Origin of the sequence: Haloferax larsenii, from assembly GCF_024730625.1 — an archaeon.
In the GTDB taxonomy this organism is placed as follows: Archaea; Halobacteriota; Halobacteria; order Halobacteriales; family Haloferacaceae; genus Haloferax; species Haloferax larsenii.
In genome coordinates this window covers 206484-221164 of sequence record NZ_CP078065.1, presented here as the reverse complement: position 1 = coordinate 221164, position 14681 = coordinate 206484, and the positions used below count along the sequence as shown (strand labels likewise).

Below are 14681 nucleotides of genomic sequence, written 5' to 3'. Positions count from 1 at the left end.
CCAATGACCAACCGCCCACCGAGTCTCGACGAGTTCACCCAACTGCGCCGGGGGTTACCGGCGCTAGCGGCGCTCTTATTGGTCGGTGCCCTGCTGCTGCCGATGTGGTCTATCGAGGTCCACGCCGCACAGTACCCCAACGAGATACTCCACCTCGACCTCTATGCGTACCCGCACATCAGCGGCGACTACGTCGAGATGGCCCGTCTCAACAAGTACATCGGGTTCTACTACCCGGACCCCGTGTACTGGCAGCCGAATTACGAACCGAAGGCGGCCGCAGTCGACGTCCCCGAGTGGTCTCTCGGACCGCTCGCGTTCATCGCGGTGGCCGGTTCGGGGGCATTCGTCGCAATCGCGCCGACCGTCGAGAAACTCAAGCGAGGACTGACGTACCAACTCGTCGGGTCGATTGCGGTGTTCACTGTGATGGTAGCCGACATCCAGTACCGGCTCTACCAGACCGGTCACAGTCTCGACCCGGACGCGCCAGTCATCGGCGTCGACCCCTTCACGCCGCCGCTGTGGGGAAAATACGAGGTCGCAAATATCACCAGCTACTCCCGATTCGGAGCCGGGGCGTATCTCGCGATGGTCGCCATCGGCCTCCTCGTCGTCGCGTACTACTACCGCGACACCGCCGCCACGCCCGCGACGCTCGTGTCCGGGCTTCGAGAGCGCTTCGGGACGTCTCGCGGACCGTCACAGGACGACAGCACAGTACCGGACAGCGACCAACACGCGACATCGAAATAGAGGACGCAAGGCTATGAACCCAACCGTGAGTCGATTGTTCGCGGCCGTCGCGAGCGTCGTGCTCGTCGCCTCGGTCGTCGGTGTCGCTGTCGGCACCGCCGCACCGGGCGCACAACAGCAGCGAGACATCGCCTTCGACGCCCCGGTCCCGAACGAGTACGCGTTCGACGCGCCGACCCAGTCGGGTCGTGCCACGGTCGGCGGCGACACGTACCCGTCGCTTCAGGCCGCCGTCGATGCGGCAGCACCAGGAGACCGAATTCGACTCCGCGGGGAATTCGACGAACACGTCGTCGTGGACACACCGAACGTCACGCTCGCCAGCGAACCCGGAGCAGTCGCTCGAATCGACGGGAACGGCAGCGGGGACGTACTCACGCTCGACGCGGCGGACATCACGCTCCGGCGCGTGTGGGTTCACAACTCCGGCTTCGACACGTCCGAGAACGACGCCGGAATCTGGGTCAACGGAACGAATACGACGATTATCGACAGTCGCGTGACCGCGTCGACGTTCGGCATCTGGCTCAACGGCGTCGCGGGCGCGACTATCGAGAACACGACCATCGTCGGCCGCGAGTCCGTCGAACCGCGGTCGTACCGTGGCAACGGGATTCAGGTCTGGAAAGCCGACGACGTAACGCTCGTCGACAACCGCATTACGGACGCGCGCGACGGTATTTACTACTCGTGGGCGTCAGGCGTCACCGCCCGCAACAACACGATGTGGGACCTTCGCTACGGCGTCCACTACATGTACTCCGACGACTGCACGCTGGTCGACAACGTCGCGTTCGACAACGACGCCGGTTACGCCGTGATGCTCTCAGAACGGATTCGAGTGGTGGACAACACCGCGGTCAACAACAGCGGTACGAGCGGGCACGGCATCCTCTTGAAGCGAATCGACCACTCGGTGGTCGAGGGCAACGAAGTCGTCGCCAACGGAAACGGCCTGTACGTCTTCAACTCGGTCAACAACACGCTGACCGGGAACCTCGTCCTCGAAAACCGGGTCGGGGCCTACTTCACCGCCGGGAGTACGAGCCCGAACGTCTCGGAGAACAGCTTCATCAACAACGACGAGCCAGTTCGTGCCCTCGTCGGCGAGCGCATGGCGTGGAACGGGAGCGAACTCGGGAACTACTGGTCCGACGCACGCGAGTCCGACGTTGACTCCGACGGCGTCAACGACATCAGACACCGGCCTGCGGGACTCGTGGAAAGACTGGTCTACGACCATCCGCAAGCGGCCGTCTTCGCGTCGAGCCCGGCGTTCGACGCGCTCAGACTCGCCGAGAGTTCGTTCCCGGTTATCGACGTGCCCGGCATCGTCGACCACCATCCGCTCACAGAGCCACCACACGAACGCTGGAGACGATATTATGAACGCGATTGAGGTCAGCGGCGTGACGAAGGAGTATGGAGACGTGACAGCACTGGACGGCCTCTCGCTCGCAATCGAGTCGGGGGCGACGTTCGGTCTCCTCGGGACGAACGGTGCCGGGAAGTCGACGCTGTTCAAGCTTCTCGTCGGCCACATTCGGCCGGACGGCGGGACTGTGTCCGTCGCCGGAACCGACGTGTCGTCGTCGGGGCCAGAACTGCGCAGTATCGTCGGCTACCTCCCCGAGCACGCTGGCTTCCCGCCAGCACTGACCGGGAGAGAGGTCCTGTCGTTCCACGCGCGGATGCACGACCTCTCAAACGCCGAGACCCGAATCGACGCCGTCCTCGGTGTCGTCGGCCTCTCGGACGCCGCCGACCGCCGCGTCGGTGGCTACTCGAACGGGATGACCAGACGCCTCGCGTTAGCTGCTGCGCTCCTCTCGCGGCCGCGGATTCTCCTGCTCGACGAGCCAACCGCCGGTCTCGACCCGCGGGGGGTCGCCGCGTTCCATCGCGTCGTCGAGCGCCTCGACGCCAAATCCGACCTCACGGTCGTCATCACCTCGCACGTTCTCTCGGAGATAGAGACACTCTGCGAGAAGGTTGCTATCCTTCACGAGGGACAACTCCGCGCGAGTGGCGCTATCGACGAGTTGCGGCGGCGGGTGACAGACGACGTTCGCGTTCGTGTCCGACTGGGCGAGGATGCCTCGGTAGATGACGTCAATTCGGTCGTCTCGGCTGCCGGTTCGGCACAGTCAGAGAATTCGACCGACGGGCACAGCGTCGTCTTCGATTGCCACCCGGACGACGTGCCACAGCTCTTGACTGAACTCACCGAGGCCGTTCAAATCGACGGCTACGACGTCCGCGAACCCGGTCTCGAACGAATATTCGAGGAGACGCTGCCGGAGTCCGAGGACGACACACAGCCAAGCGAGCGGCGTGTCGGTGCCGAGCAACCAGGGTCGCTCACGGCCGGTGAGAGTGCATGACTGAAGAAACTGAGTCCACGACAACCCCACCCGACGAGGCTGAAGCCGACGGCGGTGTCGTCACAGGCCGCGAGGCGTCGGCAAACGCGTCGCAGGCAACGACAGCGTCGGAAGCGACGACAGCGACGTCGAACGCAACCACGTCGGAATCTCGGCAAACTCCGAGCACACCCAGTGGACAGGTGCTCGCACTCGCCCAGTTAGAGTATCGACTCTCGCTGCGGAATCGCTGGACGGTCGCACTGACCGCGCTGTTCGGCCTGCTCTCGCTCCTCGTCGTCGTGTTCGGCGGGGCGGGCCCGGGACCAGTCCGCGTCGAGGCAGTCGTCGTCAGCCTCGCGTCGCTGTCGACGTATCTGGTGCCGCTCGCGGCCCTAGTCTACGGCTACGACGCAATCGTCGGTGCGGAAGACCGCGGCTGGCTGGACATGGTGTTCGCGCTTCCCGTCTCGCGGTCCCGCGTCGTCCTCGGGACGTTCGCAGGGCGCGCAGCCACGCTCGCGGCCGCGACGAGCGTCGGATTCGGATTCGGGGGCGTCGCGTTGTTCTTCCGGACCGATGCCGTTCCGTGGCAGTTGTACGCGACAGTGCTCGTCGGCGCGGTCTGTCTCGGACTCGCGTTCCTCGCACTCGGCGTCCTCGTGTCGACAGTCGCCGCGGAGAAGACCCACGCGCTCGGCATCGCGCTCCTCGTGTGGGTCTGGCTGGTCTTCGGCTACGACCTCGCCGCGCTCGGGATGGTCGCCGCGTTCGACCTCCCCAACGTGGCCCTGTCGGGACTCGTCCTCGCGAACCCGCTGGACATCTTCCGCGTGTTCGTGCTCTCCGGCATCGACTCGGTCGGCAGCGGCCTGGCGGCTGTCGTCACCGAGACGAACCTCTCGACACCGGTGCTCCTCGCGGGCGCGCTGGCGTGGGTCGTCGTACCCATCGGAATCGCAACCAGACTGATTCGACGACGGAGCCTCTAGCCGTGGGTCAGCGAGACCCCACAGACGCGACGAGCGAGTGGCTCGCCGACTATCTCGACCGCTCGTAGCGAGATGCCTCCCAAGGAGACGCAGATGAACTGTTCACAGACTATCTACGAGGCACTCGACCGCGTTGCGGACGAAGAGACGCACGTGACGAACAAGTCCGCGGCAGTCGACGAGTTCTGCGTGCGTGTCCGCGCGCTCTCACCGCAGTCCGGCCAGACAGTCGGTGCCGCACACGCCTCCGAAGCAGGTGGTTCCGAACACGCCACGACGGCCGCGACGGGCACGATGGTTCATCGAGTGGCCCAGTCGGGGACGGGGCCAGACCTGTGTCAGCAAGTCTGTCGTACCTTCGCGGAGACGATTCGACCGCACAGCGTCGCCGACGTCGACTCGGAGGAATCACTTCTCACCACCATCCAAGCGGAACTTGGTGAGGAGATTGCCGTCGCGCTCTCGCCGTCGAGTGGGACGACCGATTCTCCCGCGTTGCAGGCGGCCGTTCTCACGGCGGCGACGACCCGGTTAGACGAATTGCAGACGATGGAGAAGGCGCTTCGTGCCGAGCGTGAGTCACTGCGGACGGCACTCGACGATATCGAAGCGGTCGTCGAATTCGAGGACCCAACCCGAGACCCGCCTCTTCTCTACTGGTCTTTCGAGGAGTTACAGTCCGCTCACGACCGCTTGACTGTGGCGCGAGAGCGATGTGAGCGAGTGAGCCGCAACCGCCAGCGAACTATCCACGGAACTGCGGCTTGCTGTTCGAACGCTCGAGTGTCGTACAGCAACCTCGTGGAGTATCTGTATAGCGACGGTGCGGCAAACTACCCGGTGCTCTCGACGATAGCACGACTGGACCAGCAGTACGCCGAGCGGCAGCGTGCCGTCCGCGACCACCTGACTCGGCGGGTGTAGCGGACGAACTCGGATGCGAGAGTCGATGAACCTCATGTGGCGATACAAATGTTAGAGGGTACCGAGGGTAGCACTCGGTGGGGAAACAGTGATAGACGCGTTTCGTCGCTCGTCTGGCGAGGATAGCGGAGACCACTGTCAGCCTAAAACGAAATCAGTACTCGACGATGTGGCAAGTCTGTACTACGAGAGATGCGAGAGCAGCGCCTCAGTTACGGCCTCCCGTTCGAGATGCACCCAGTGTGACGCATCAGGGAACAGGCGAAGCGTGCCGTCTTCGCAGTAGTCGAGGCTCTCTTTGGCCATCGACGGACGGAGCGCGATATCATCTTCTCCCCAGCAAATCAGTGTTGGCTGGACGACGGTGTCCCGCGATGGCCTCTCCGAGCGACGAAACCCTCGATACCAATTTATTCGTGGCTTGATGCCAGTGTGCTGCCACGCTGCCCGGTAGCGACGAATCGTTTCGTCGTCAAACGTCCCGGGGTTTGACGTTTTTTCGAGCGCGCTCACCATGTTGGCCGCGTCGTTGCGGCTAAGTATCCATTCGGGGAGCTTCGGGAGCTGGTAGAACCAGACGTACCAGCTTCGAGCAAGCTGGCGCGGACTGGACCGGATAGTCTCCGCGAACACGGTCGGGTGGGGGACGTTCAAGATTCCGAGTCGGTCGACGATAGACGGCTGGCGAAGGGCGACGTTCCACGCGACGAACGCGCCGAAGTCGTGGCCGACAACGTGTGCGGACTCGCGACCCTCGCTGTGTATCAATTCGCAAACGTCAGTAGACAACTCCGAGAGTCGATAGGCGTCGATGCCGTCGGGTGCTTCACTGAGGTTACACCCTCGCTGGTCCGGGACGAGAACACGGAAACCGGCTTCGACGAACGAGATGAGTTGGTCGCGCCAGCCGTACCAGAAATCGGGATGGCCGTGCAGGAGGACGACCAGCGGAGCATCGGGGTCGCCGGCGGTCACGACGTGTAACCGGACCCCGTTTACCGTGCGATAGGTCGACTCGACGCGGTCATCGGCGAGCAACGATGCATCAGTAGCCGGATACGCTGTTGTCTCTGTCATCAGTGGACGCTCGAAACGACACCTAGAGTCAGTCGGTGTGCCACACACATGAGTGGAAAGCTGGTTGGAAGAGACTTCCCGGCACGGGAGGATACGGCTACTGCCGCAGTCAGACGGTCACTTTTAAGCCCGGAATTCGGTCTGGCCACGTTGGGTCGGGTTGGATTGGATTGAGTTGAGTTGAACAAGTGCTCGAAGAGAGCTCAGCGAACGATTTCGCTGAACACACGTGCTTCGATTTTTCGGAGGTGCTCGCCCGCCGTGGTCGGAGCGATTCCGAAGACCTCGCCGATGTCTTCGAGCGTCGCTTGCCGAGGGACGCTATAATACCCGAGTTCGACTGCAGTCTCTAACACTTCCTCCTGTCGAGACGTGAACATTCTGCTGAACGACGATTCGTCAGGCTCGTAATCGCCCATTTCGAGCAGTTCAAAGGTGATTGACTCGGACGCGACCATGTGCTCAGACAGCCGTTTGAATATTTCGTCGGTGCCTAAACACGTGATTTTAATCGCACCATCGGACGTGAAGTGAATCGGCGTGTCGATGACCAGGTGTGACTCTCGCTGGAGTTCGAGCGTCTGTCGAGTCATCGGTGACGGGTCAAACAGACTCACGGCCATCCAGTGGTCGTCACCGGAGACGATGAAATCACGAACGTGCGGGGAGTCCTCCATGATTTCCGCATATCGTTCTTGACTCCCGCTCGCCTCGGCAAACAGCAACACAGTGTCGTCGGCAAGAAGCTCGACGTGGTGGATGGCCCGCCGCTCGATAGAAGGGTCAGCAGACAGTTGCGCACCAAGCGGATGGAATGCACTCCGTCCGTTTGGTTCGACGAGAGCTGTGAGATATCGCATACAACGGCTTGGAGTGCGACGAGATAAAATCGTATTTGTCCTACAGTTTGTGACCGGAGGGGACTCTCACACCACTCGGAACACACGCACAGTATCACGTTTTCCGCGTTCCTCAAGGAGTTGTGCGAGGCCGAGGTTCGAAAAGACCTGCTTCCAGTTTCGGTGATACAGCGGGAAGTCGTCGTTGACGTAGCTCACTTCCGCGCCTTCGCGACCACGCTTGGGGCCGTTCCCTTCGTTCTCTGCGGTGATGAGTAAGTCAGACGTGATTCGCGTCAGTTCCTCGAAGACCCACTCGTCGTCGGGATGGACGTGTTGGAGGGTCTCGACGGTGTAGATAACGTCGAAGTGGTCGTCCGGAACGTCGACGACGAAGTCTTCGAGCGAACTGGTGTGGAACGTGCCCGTCTCGGCGAGTTCCGGGAAGTACTCGGCCATGACCTCGAAGGACTCGTCGTTGAGGTCGATGCCGGTCAGGTTCTCGTAGCCGTGTGACCGAAGGTGCGCGAGGTGACGGCCAGAGCTACAGCCGAGTTCGAGAACCGACGCGTTGCTGCCGACGTAGTGGTCGAAGACGGAAGCGAGCGTCTCGCTCACCTCGTTCGCCCCGATTTGGGCGTAGTAGGCGGGCGAAAACTGACCAGAGCGAGTCGCCCAGCCGCGATGGTTTTCTTCGGGGTCCATACGGGGGAGAACGAGGGCAGGGTCTAAAGGCTCCGCGGAGTCGGTGTGGGACTACGAACGCCCGCGTCACTTACGAACGCCCGCGTCACTTACGAGCGCCCGCGTCACTTACGAACGCTCGAACCCCCACCCTCGCCTTCGCACGTGGTACAGAGGCCTGCGCGTCGCTCGAAATGTGTCGAACAAACCTGCGCACCGCAGCGTTGGCACCGGTATTCGGCCAGTGCCGACTCGCAGTGGTGACAGAGTCCTTGGACGCTCATCTGTCGTTCTCACGTCGAAGTTGGGGCCGTCGAGATAAAAACCACCGCGGTGGTCTGAGTCGACGGGAGATACTGCCGAACAGGTGTCACACGCGTTCGAGTTCGACTTGGAAGATACTTCCCTCCGGGTCGGCGTCGAAGACGTCCACGGAACCGCCATACCGGTCGACGAGCGTCCCGACGAGGTACAATCCGAGTCCCGTTCCGGGGCTGTCGATTCCCTTCTCACCTTTTCCGAAGATTTCGTCCTTGCGACTGTCCGGGATTCCGGGGCCGTTGTCCCGAACGCGGATGCTGACGCTGTCGTCGTGAGTCGTCACCGAGACTGTAACGACAGGTTCGTCCTTGTCGTTGTGCTGGACGGCGTTCCGAAGGAGGTTTCTGAAGACCGACTCCAGCAACTCGTCGGCCCACACGTCCACGTCGGGCACCGAACCAGTGACCGACACGGTCGCGTGGTCGTGTGCCGAGCCGACTTCTCGGACCTTGGATTCGAGAGCACCGGGAAGCGAGACGGCGGTTCGCTCCGCGTCGGTCTGGAGCATCACGTCCGACAAGACGCGCGCGGTCTTCGTGAGCTCCACCGCGTTGTCCGCACTCGTTCGGACCTTGTCGAGGAAGGGCTGTCCGGCGTCGTCGACGTGGTCCTCCAGCATCTCGGCGTAGGCGACGACGAGTTGCAGGTCGTTGCGGATGTCGTGACGAACGACCTGGTTGAGAATTTCGAGGTCGTCACGCTGGTTCAGCAACTTCCGCTCTATCTCCTTTCGGTCGGTGATGTCGCGGTTGACCGCGACGAACCGCTCGATGTCGCCCTCGTCGTCGAGAATCGGTGCGATAGTCTGGTCGACGATGAATCGCTCGCCGTCGCGGCGCTCGTTGACGAGTTCGGCGTGCCAGACCTCTCCCGAGAGAATCGTCTCCCAGAGTCGGCGATAGAACTCGTCGTCGTGTTCGCCCGAGTTCAGAATTGCCGGTGTGGAACCAATCGCTTCCTCGCGGGAGTAGCCGGTAATCTCCTCGAACGCCGGGTTCACGTACTCGATTCGTCCCTGCGTATCGGTGACGATGAGAGAGTGGCCGGCGTATTCGACCGCCTGCTCGAACGTCCGAAGTTCGAGGTTGTCCTGTTTCCGGTCGGTGATGTCGACTTGAATCGCGGCGAATCCCGATATCTCGCCGTCTCTGACGATGGGTGCGATAGTTTGGTCCGCGACGTACGTCGACCCGTCTTTTCGGCGGTTGTGTATCTCGCCCTCCCAGACACGACCATCGAGAATCGTCTCCCAGAGGTCTTCGAAAAACTCCTCGTCGTGTTCGCCCGAATCGAGAATGGCGGGTGTCTCCCCGATTGCTTCGTCGGCACAGTAGCCCGTGAAAACCTCGAACGCCGGGTTCACGTACGATATCGTTCCGTCGGGTCCGGTGAAGTATATCGCAACGGTCGCAGACTCGACAGCCTCTTCGAACGTCGTGAGGCTACCACCCAGTTTTCTTACAAGTCCGCGGCCGTGACGTTCCACCATAATCGGGTATTTCGAACCACCGTTGATGAGTATATCGGTGGTTGTTACAGAATGAAAGAAGCGTACGCAGAAAAGTTGTCAATGTATTTTCAATACGTCCGGCTTAGTCGAGAGTGACCGAGAATCCCCACGTAGCCTCCGTGCGGTCCTCGTCGGACCCGGAGGCGTTCCCGACCGCAATCGTCGTCTCGAAGCGGTACTCTCCGGCGGGGAGACATCCGCTTTCTCCCTTCCCCTGTGACGTGCCATACAGGTCGACACGCTTGGACCGCGATTCGTCGGCATCGAAACTCTCCATTCGGTACTCCGTGGTCACCATCAGGGGTTCAGAGAGTCGCCAACATCCGGGCTCGGCGGGGTAGTCCTTCTCAGCCGGGAGGAACGTGAGTTCACCGGACTCGTCAGTCACGTGCTCGAAGAAGATTGCTCGTCCCTCACCCGCACTGACCATCTCGTCGCTCGTGTTGGAGAGCGTGATTTCGACCTGCGGTGGGTGGTCCTGAGTCGCGTCAGCCTTAGTGACCTCGACTGCGGGTTCGAGCGGTATGTCAGGCGCTGAGTCGACGTTCGCGAGCGACATCGTCGATGCGTCGGGCGCGTCTGTATCGGTCGGTTCGTCAGTCGGCGTGTCAGTGTCGTCGGGCATGTCTGTGGTGTCTTCTGGTTGCTCAGTCGTGGTCTCGTTTGGCGTGTCCTCGGTCGTGTCCTCGGAGCCGTCAGTCGTCTCCTTCGGGTCGCTACCGCTGCCTCCACCGGCGTCGCCGAGACAGCCAGTTGCGAAGCCGAGACTGATGACGCCAGCGCTTTGGAGGAGTTGTCTTCGGGTCGGGGGCATACATCACCGTTTGATAGGAAGTAAAATAACCGTACGTGAGAGTCAAAAGACTGTTTCAGTCACACCAAGAAAGTCGTGTAGACGGCGCTTCGAGTCACGGTGCATCGTCGGTTCGGCGTCGACTGCGGTAGTAGTCCCACTCGGTGTCAGAACCGTAGTGGACCACGAGGTCGGTCGCCATCTGTTCGGCGATACCCGGGACGTTTCTGAGGGCGGCGGTATCGCGGTTCAACACGACAGCAGCGACCTCGTCAGCAGTCCCGAAGTACTCGTAGAGCGCGCTCGCAACCCGCTGGCCTGCGTTCGGAACGGGGCGGCAGGCAGACCGAATCCGCTCTCGTTCCACTCGTTCGTCGACGCGCTGGACCAGCGTCTGAACCCAAGAGGCAACAGCGGTGCGGTCGGCAGCAGAGTTCGGCGGGTCGAACTCACGGACTGAGTCGTCGACGATGCCACCGAAACGAGCGGACACAGAGACACCGCCGGGGTGCGGAAGGACGTGCACACCAGGGTCGTCGCCGGATTCGGTACCGACGAGTGACGCGGGGACCGCCTTCTCGAAGCGAAGCGCGAAGTTCGCCGGACGGGGTTCACCCGGTGGGTAGATGACCCACTCGTCACTCGGGAGGGCGACTCGCTCCGGGAGCCACCCCAACTCGCTCACCGCAGGGCCAGCGTCCGTGTCGGTATTGTCATCTGTCACGCGTGCGCCTCCGGCGTGCCCACCGCGACGGCAGTAACTCGGGCACCGAGTCGTATCCAATCCGTCCGTCCGGGCGGGTATAATACGAGGGGATACGCAGGTGCGACTTCGGGATGTTGCAGAAACATTCGACACCCGGTCGCTCAAGTACGTTGAACACGAACCACCCCTGTATGCCCGTCGTAGAAGTCAACCTGCCGGACGAGTTGTTGGTCGAGTTCGAACAGCTAGTCGACGAAGAGTTCCTGAGCGAAGAACAGGCCGTCGAAGAGCTCCTGTCGATGGGAATGGACGCGTACGGTGCCCCCGTCGACGACGAATCGGCCGTCCAGTCCGACTTCGTCGAGAGCGCACAGAACAACCTCTTCGACACTGCTGGAGACCCCGGTGGTCTGGACGACGACGTCCTGTAACTCGGAGCGCGCTCTCATCTTCGTCTCGATTTTACCCCACCGAGCAACAGCGACACCCGAGTACTCACTGGCGACCGACTGAACGGCGACTCGCCTAACCAACGACTCACTGGCAACCGACTGAACAGCGTGTGAACACGCTAAAAAATGAGCAACTCGAGGGTGGTAGCTGTGTCGCTCAGACTCACTCGTCTGCGCTCGACTGCTCTTTGAGCCACGAGACGACGCCGTAGAGTGCAGGTGTCGCCATCGCAGTGCCGAAGATGCCCGCGAGTGCGATACCACCGAGGTCGGCCATGCCGGGGTCGTCGAACGGTTCGGCGATTTTCGCGTTACTTCCCGACTCTTCTTCGGAGGCGACGACGACAGCGCCTTTCATACCCAGTGTCTTGTGGGGCGAGCACTCGTACAAGAAGGTGCCAGTCTCGTCGAACGTGTGTTCGAACGTGTGGCCCTCGTCGCTGACGAGTTTCGACTCGAAGGCATCGTCGGCGTCGACGACGTTGTGTGAGCCACCGGAGCCGCTCCACCGCCAGACGACCGTCGTTCCCTCTGTGACGCGAATCGCCGCAGGACTGAAACCGAACGCGCCGCCGTTGGCTTCGCTCCCGACAGTCACCTCGACACGAGAGAGCCCAGTCTTGTCGACGACGCCGTCGTAGTTCGATACGTTTTCCATCCACGCGTCGAGGTCGGTGGAACCTTCCGAGTCGTCATCTGAACCATCCTCATCGCTGGTCGTGTCAGACTCCGCTTGTGACGCGCCAGAAGCCGCATCTCCGACGACGACTGCACCTCGCATTCCGATGCCGGTGTGCGGCGTGCAGCTGTATTTGTACACGCCTTCCGAATCGAACGTATGTGTGAAGGTGTGGCCTTCTTCGCGGACGAGGTCGCTACTGAACGACCCGTCTTCGGCATTCACGTCGTGGTCGCCACCCTCGCCGGTCCATTCCCAGACGACTTTCGTTCCTGGGTCGACGCGGATTGCAGCGGGGCCGAAGCCGAACGCACCGCCGTTCGCCTGGCTCCCGACGGTGACAGTCACTTCGGATGTGCCGGTCTTGTCGACGATGCCGTCGTAGTTCGACGTGTTTTCGAACCACGCGTCGAGGTCGGAGCCGTCTGACTGTGCGTTCGCAGTCGACGCCGAACCTGTGACGGCCGCGCCAGACAGTGCTGCACAGCCGAGTAGTCGGAGTACGTTTCGCCGTCCTATCGTTGGGTTGGTCGTATCGGTTGTCATGGGGACACGTGTTGTATATTTAATATTTTCGTCCGTAAATCAATCGGCAGTCAGGACAATGGACCCGGTGTAAAAAACGGGAGAGCGTGATTCCCGTGAGTTGACTCTAAAACGAACATGTTCGGCCCCGCCGAAGTTCGACGGGGGTCTACACCAGTGTGCGCCGGTCTACGGCCGAACCCCCGACGTTATTCCGGGTTCGGGTCGAATATTTCGGGATTCTCCGGCCCTTCTGCCTGGACGACGGCCATACAACCTTTGCGGGCCACACGCGTCAGCGAGTGGTCCACGAGTTTGAAGTCGCCCGGAACCGGCGAGTTCATCGTCGCAATCGTGGTGCTTCCCGGCGGGACGAGGCGCGTCTGGATGTGCGTCTGTGGGTCCATCGACAGCGACCCATCCGGGTAGAGCGTCTCCCAGACGCTTCCGATGGGGTGGAAGCTACTGGAGAGGTTCGGGCCACCGTCGACGAAGAACACGCGTACGGTCTCGCCGGTCTTGACTGTCGTCGCTGGGCCGCGACCGGCGTCCGTCCAGGCGAATTTCTCGCCGTTCAAGAGGACGTACGTCGGTTCTTCGTTTCGCATCGCCTCGAAGTCGAACTTGTGGTGTCCCTTCTTCCCTGCCTTCTTGTCCGTGTACAACTCGTGTTGGCCGATGTAGATTTCTTCGTCGACCTCGGGGAGTCCCTCCGGCGGTTCGACGAGGATGATACCGAACATGCCCGCGCTGATGTGCATGTCGAGGTTCGGCACCGCACAGTGGTAGATGTACGCGCCGGGGTAGGTCGCTTTGAACCGGAGTTTCGTCGACTCTCCGGGCGCGGTCATCGTCGCTTCGGCGCCGCCACCCGGTCCTGCCACGGCGTGGAAGTCCACGTTGTGCGGCATGTTGTTCGATTCGGGGTTCTCGAACGTCAGGTTCACCGTATCACCCTGACGGACGCGAATCATCGGCCCCGGAACCGTTCCGTTGTAGGTCATGTAGGTGAACGTGACACCTTTTTCCACCTCGGCAGTGACCTCCTCCGGGCGGAGCGTCACGTCGACTTCTGCAGGTTCGTCGCGGTCGATTGGTTCGGGGATGTCTGTCGGGTCTGCTGCGACCTGGTCCGACGTTACCGGTTCAGATTGCTGTTTGGGTTCTGGTGTCTCATCGAGTGCCTGTGCCGCCGTCGGTGGTTTCGCCGAACATCCCGCAATCGATGCCACACCACCGAGTCCGAGTGCCTGTAACGTCCGCCGTCGAGTTGTATACGCCATCTGGTGTCACCTTCCATTTGGATACAGGCCACCGAACTGGGTATACCCAGAAGACGGTTTCACCGGACAGAGACGGGTACCGAACATATTCGTAAAGTATGGGACAACGTTCGCCCGTCATTCTGAGGGTGATGTCGATACCGGAGTGAGAGAACATGTTCGGGGGTTCGAACATCAGACGGCCGGACGAAATGACACCTGTGATGACTGAGACGACAGACGGAACGAGAGGGACAGACGAGACGAGAGGGACACACGACACGTCGTGGTCGGCGAATCTCGAAGCCCCCGAGCACGCAGAAAGTAAAGACCGCGTCGTGACCGACGCGCTCGACGCAATCGAACGAACCGAGTCAGGATGCCACGTCAACCTCGTCACGCACGCGAACCACGGGCATCCCGAGGAATACCTCTATCCAGTCATCGAGCGCGAGTTCGACGATGTCGACGTGGCGTTCGTCGACCAGTGTGGTTGCGGCGGGTTTGTAACGCGCGTGTACGTTTGAGTGAACTCCGACGCGACGCTCACAATGGACCGACACGACGCTCACAACCGTTCGAAACGAAGACCGACGACGGAAGTTAGTCTGTGCCCACGAACCGGTCGCGGCGGTACCGGCAGTTTTCACAGAAGAACTGTGCTAACCCAGCGGGCTGGGTTCCACTAAATAGCATCTCCGCGCCACAGTCGGGGCACCACTCAGAGTACCCGTCTTGTGTGAGGTCAGTACTCATACCACGTCCATACGAGTAGGAGTTTATTACATTAACGATTGT

The 14681-nt window shown here is 61.5% G+C and carries 16 protein-coding genes; 7 read left to right on the top strand and 9 right to left on the bottom strand.

Annotation, left to right across the window (positions count from 1 at the left end; translation table 11 throughout):
- Positions 1–3: 3 nt before the first annotated feature.
- The 5 genes from KU306_RS18450 (at position 4) to KU306_RS18430 (ending at position 5035) form a co-directional block, all read left to right on the top strand.
- Positions 4–756: a hypothetical protein gene (locus KU306_RS18450; RefSeq protein WP_258303704.1), complete on the top strand. Its 753-nt coding sequence runs from the start codon at positions 4–6 to the stop codon at positions 754–756.
- 13 nt (positions 757–769) lie between these two features.
- Complete coding sequence (gene nosD / locus KU306_RS18445) at positions 770–2155, top strand: nitrous oxide reductase family maturation protein NosD (RefSeq protein ID WP_258303703.1); 1386 nt, start codon at positions 770–772, stop codon at positions 2153–2155.
- Positions 2142–3140 carry an ABC transporter ATP-binding protein gene (locus KU306_RS18440; protein ID WP_007541408.1) on the top strand — a complete coding sequence of 333 codons (999 nt, stop codon included), beginning with the start codon at positions 2142–2144 and terminating at the stop codon, positions 3138–3140. Before nosD ends, KU306_RS18440 begins: the two co-directional genes overlap by 14 nt.
- Positions 3137–4111, top strand: coding sequence for an ABC transporter permease (locus KU306_RS18435; protein WP_258303702.1), 975 nt, complete (start codon positions 3137–3139; stop codon positions 4109–4111). Before KU306_RS18440 ends, KU306_RS18435 begins: the two co-directional genes overlap by 4 nt.
- Positions 4112–4183: 72 nt before the next feature.
- Positions 4184–5035 (top strand): DUF7260 family protein, encoded by an 852-nt coding sequence (locus tag KU306_RS18430; protein ID WP_258303701.1) that lies wholly within the window; start codon positions 4184–4186, stop codon positions 5033–5035.
- A gap of 183 nt (positions 5036–5218) precedes the next feature.
- On the opposite strand, the gene KU306_RS18425 is transcribed toward KU306_RS18430, so the two are convergent.
- From KU306_RS18425 to KU306_RS18400, 6 genes are all read right to left on the bottom strand, one after another.
- Complete coding sequence (locus tag KU306_RS18425; protein ID WP_007541405.1) at positions 5219–6112, bottom strand: alpha/beta fold hydrolase; 894 nt, start codon at positions 6110–6112, stop codon at positions 5219–5221.
- 203 nt (positions 6113–6315) lie between these two features.
- Complete coding sequence (locus KU306_RS18420; protein ID WP_258303700.1) at positions 6316–6972, bottom strand: helix-turn-helix domain-containing protein; 657 nt, start codon at positions 6970–6972, stop codon at positions 6316–6318.
- A 66-nt stretch (positions 6973–7038) separates the two neighbouring features.
- A complete protein-coding gene (locus KU306_RS18415; RefSeq protein ID WP_007541403.1) occupies positions 7039–7656 on the bottom strand; it encodes a class I SAM-dependent methyltransferase in 618 nt (205 codons plus the stop codon).
- Positions 7657–8005: 349 nt separating this feature from the next.
- The gene (locus tag KU306_RS18410) at positions 8006–9445 is read right to left on the bottom strand and encodes a PAS domain-containing sensor histidine kinase (RefSeq protein WP_258303699.1); all 1440 of its coding nucleotides are present in this window, start codon (positions 9443–9445) and stop codon (positions 8006–8008) included.
- A gap of 103 nt (positions 9446–9548) precedes the next feature.
- Positions 9549–10280: a hypothetical protein gene (locus KU306_RS18405; RefSeq protein WP_007541401.1), complete on the bottom strand. Its 732-nt coding sequence runs from the start codon at positions 10278–10280 to the stop codon at positions 9549–9551.
- Between the two features lie 94 nt (positions 10281–10374).
- The gene (locus KU306_RS18400; protein WP_258303698.1) at positions 10375–10983 is read right to left on the bottom strand and encodes a hypothetical protein; all 609 of its coding nucleotides are present in this window, start codon (positions 10981–10983) and stop codon (positions 10375–10377) included.
- 173 nt (positions 10984–11156) lie between these two features.
- Between KU306_RS18400 and KU306_RS18395 the strand changes: the two genes are divergently transcribed.
- Positions 11157–11396, top strand: coding sequence for a DUF7120 family protein (locus KU306_RS18395; protein WP_007541399.1), 240 nt, complete (start codon positions 11157–11159; stop codon positions 11394–11396).
- Between the two features lie 184 nt (positions 11397–11580).
- Here the strand turns inward: KU306_RS18395 and KU306_RS18390 are convergent, their stop codons facing one another.
- Positions 11581–12642: a halocyanin domain-containing protein gene (locus KU306_RS18390; RefSeq protein ID WP_258303697.1), complete on the bottom strand. Its 1062-nt coding sequence runs from the start codon at positions 12640–12642 to the stop codon at positions 11581–11583.
- 188 nt (positions 12643–12830) lie between these two features.
- Positions 12831–13904, bottom strand: a complete 1074-nt coding sequence (gene nirK, locus KU306_RS18385; RefSeq protein WP_258303696.1) for a copper-containing nitrite reductase — start codon at positions 13902–13904, stop codon at positions 12831–12833.
- Positions 13905–14107: 203 nt separating this feature from the next.
- On the opposite strand from nirK, the gene KU306_RS18380 reads away from it, so the two are divergent.
- Positions 14108–14410 (top strand): CGCGG family putative rSAM-modified RiPP protein, encoded by a 303-nt coding sequence (locus tag KU306_RS18380; RefSeq protein WP_049918666.1) that lies wholly within the window; start codon positions 14108–14110, stop codon positions 14408–14410.
- Between the two features lie 76 nt (positions 14411–14486).
- On the opposite strand, the gene KU306_RS18375 is transcribed toward KU306_RS18380, so the two are convergent.
- Positions 14487–14639: an HVO_2142 family zinc finger protein gene (locus KU306_RS18375; protein ID WP_007541395.1), complete on the bottom strand. Its 153-nt coding sequence runs from the start codon at positions 14637–14639 to the stop codon at positions 14487–14489.
- Between the last annotated feature and the right edge of the window lie 42 nt (positions 14640–14681).

Bases quoted from the DNA above. Each gene is read 5' to 3' on its own strand.
- nosD (WP_258303703.1), top strand. From the start codon at position 770: ATGAACCCAACCGTGAGTCGATTGTTCGCGGCCGTCGCGAGCGTCGTG.
- KU306_RS18435 (WP_258303702.1), top strand. From the start codon at position 3,137: ATGACTGAAGAAACTGAGTCCACGACAACCCCACCCGACGAGGCTGAA.
- KU306_RS18425 (WP_007541405.1), bottom strand. From the start codon at position 6,112: ATGACAGAGACAACAGCGTATCCGGCTACTGATGCATCGTTGCTCGCC.
- KU306_RS18410 (WP_258303699.1), bottom strand. From the start codon at position 9,445: ATGGTGGAACGTCACGGCCGCGGACTTGTAAGAAAACTGGGTGGTAGC.
- KU306_RS18375 (WP_007541395.1), bottom strand. From the start codon at position 14,639: ATGAGTACTGACCTCACACAAGACGGGTACTCTGAGTGGTGCCCCGAC.
- KU306_RS18420 (WP_258303700.1), bottom strand. From the start codon at position 6,972: ATGCGATATCTCACAGCTCTCGTCGAACCAAACGGACGGAGTGCATTC.
- nirK (WP_258303696.1), bottom strand. From the start codon at position 13,904: ATGGCGTATACAACTCGACGGCGGACGTTACAGGCACTCGGACTCGGT.
- KU306_RS18450 (WP_258303704.1), top strand. From the start codon at position 4: ATGACCAACCGCCCACCGAGTCTCGACGAGTTCACCCAACTGCGCCGG.
- KU306_RS18405 (WP_007541401.1), bottom strand. From the start codon at position 10,280: ATGCCCCCGACCCGAAGACAACTCCTCCAAAGCGCTGGCGTCATCAGT.
- KU306_RS18440 (WP_007541408.1), top strand. From the start codon at position 2,142: ATGAACGCGATTGAGGTCAGCGGCGTGACGAAGGAGTATGGAGACGTG.
- KU306_RS18430 (WP_258303701.1), top strand. From the start codon at position 4,184: ATGCCTCCCAAGGAGACGCAGATGAACTGTTCACAGACTATCTACGAG.
- KU306_RS18395 (WP_007541399.1), top strand. From the start codon at position 11,157: ATGCCCGTCGTAGAAGTCAACCTGCCGGACGAGTTGTTGGTCGAGTTC.
- KU306_RS18380 (WP_049918666.1), top strand. From the start codon at position 14,108: ATGACTGAGACGACAGACGGAACGAGAGGGACAGACGAGACGAGAGGG.
- KU306_RS18390 (WP_258303697.1), bottom strand. From the start codon at position 12,642: ATGACAACCGATACGACCAACCCAACGATAGGACGGCGAAACGTACTC.
- KU306_RS18415 (WP_007541403.1), bottom strand. From the start codon at position 7,656: ATGGACCCCGAAGAAAACCATCGCGGCTGGGCGACTCGCTCTGGTCAG.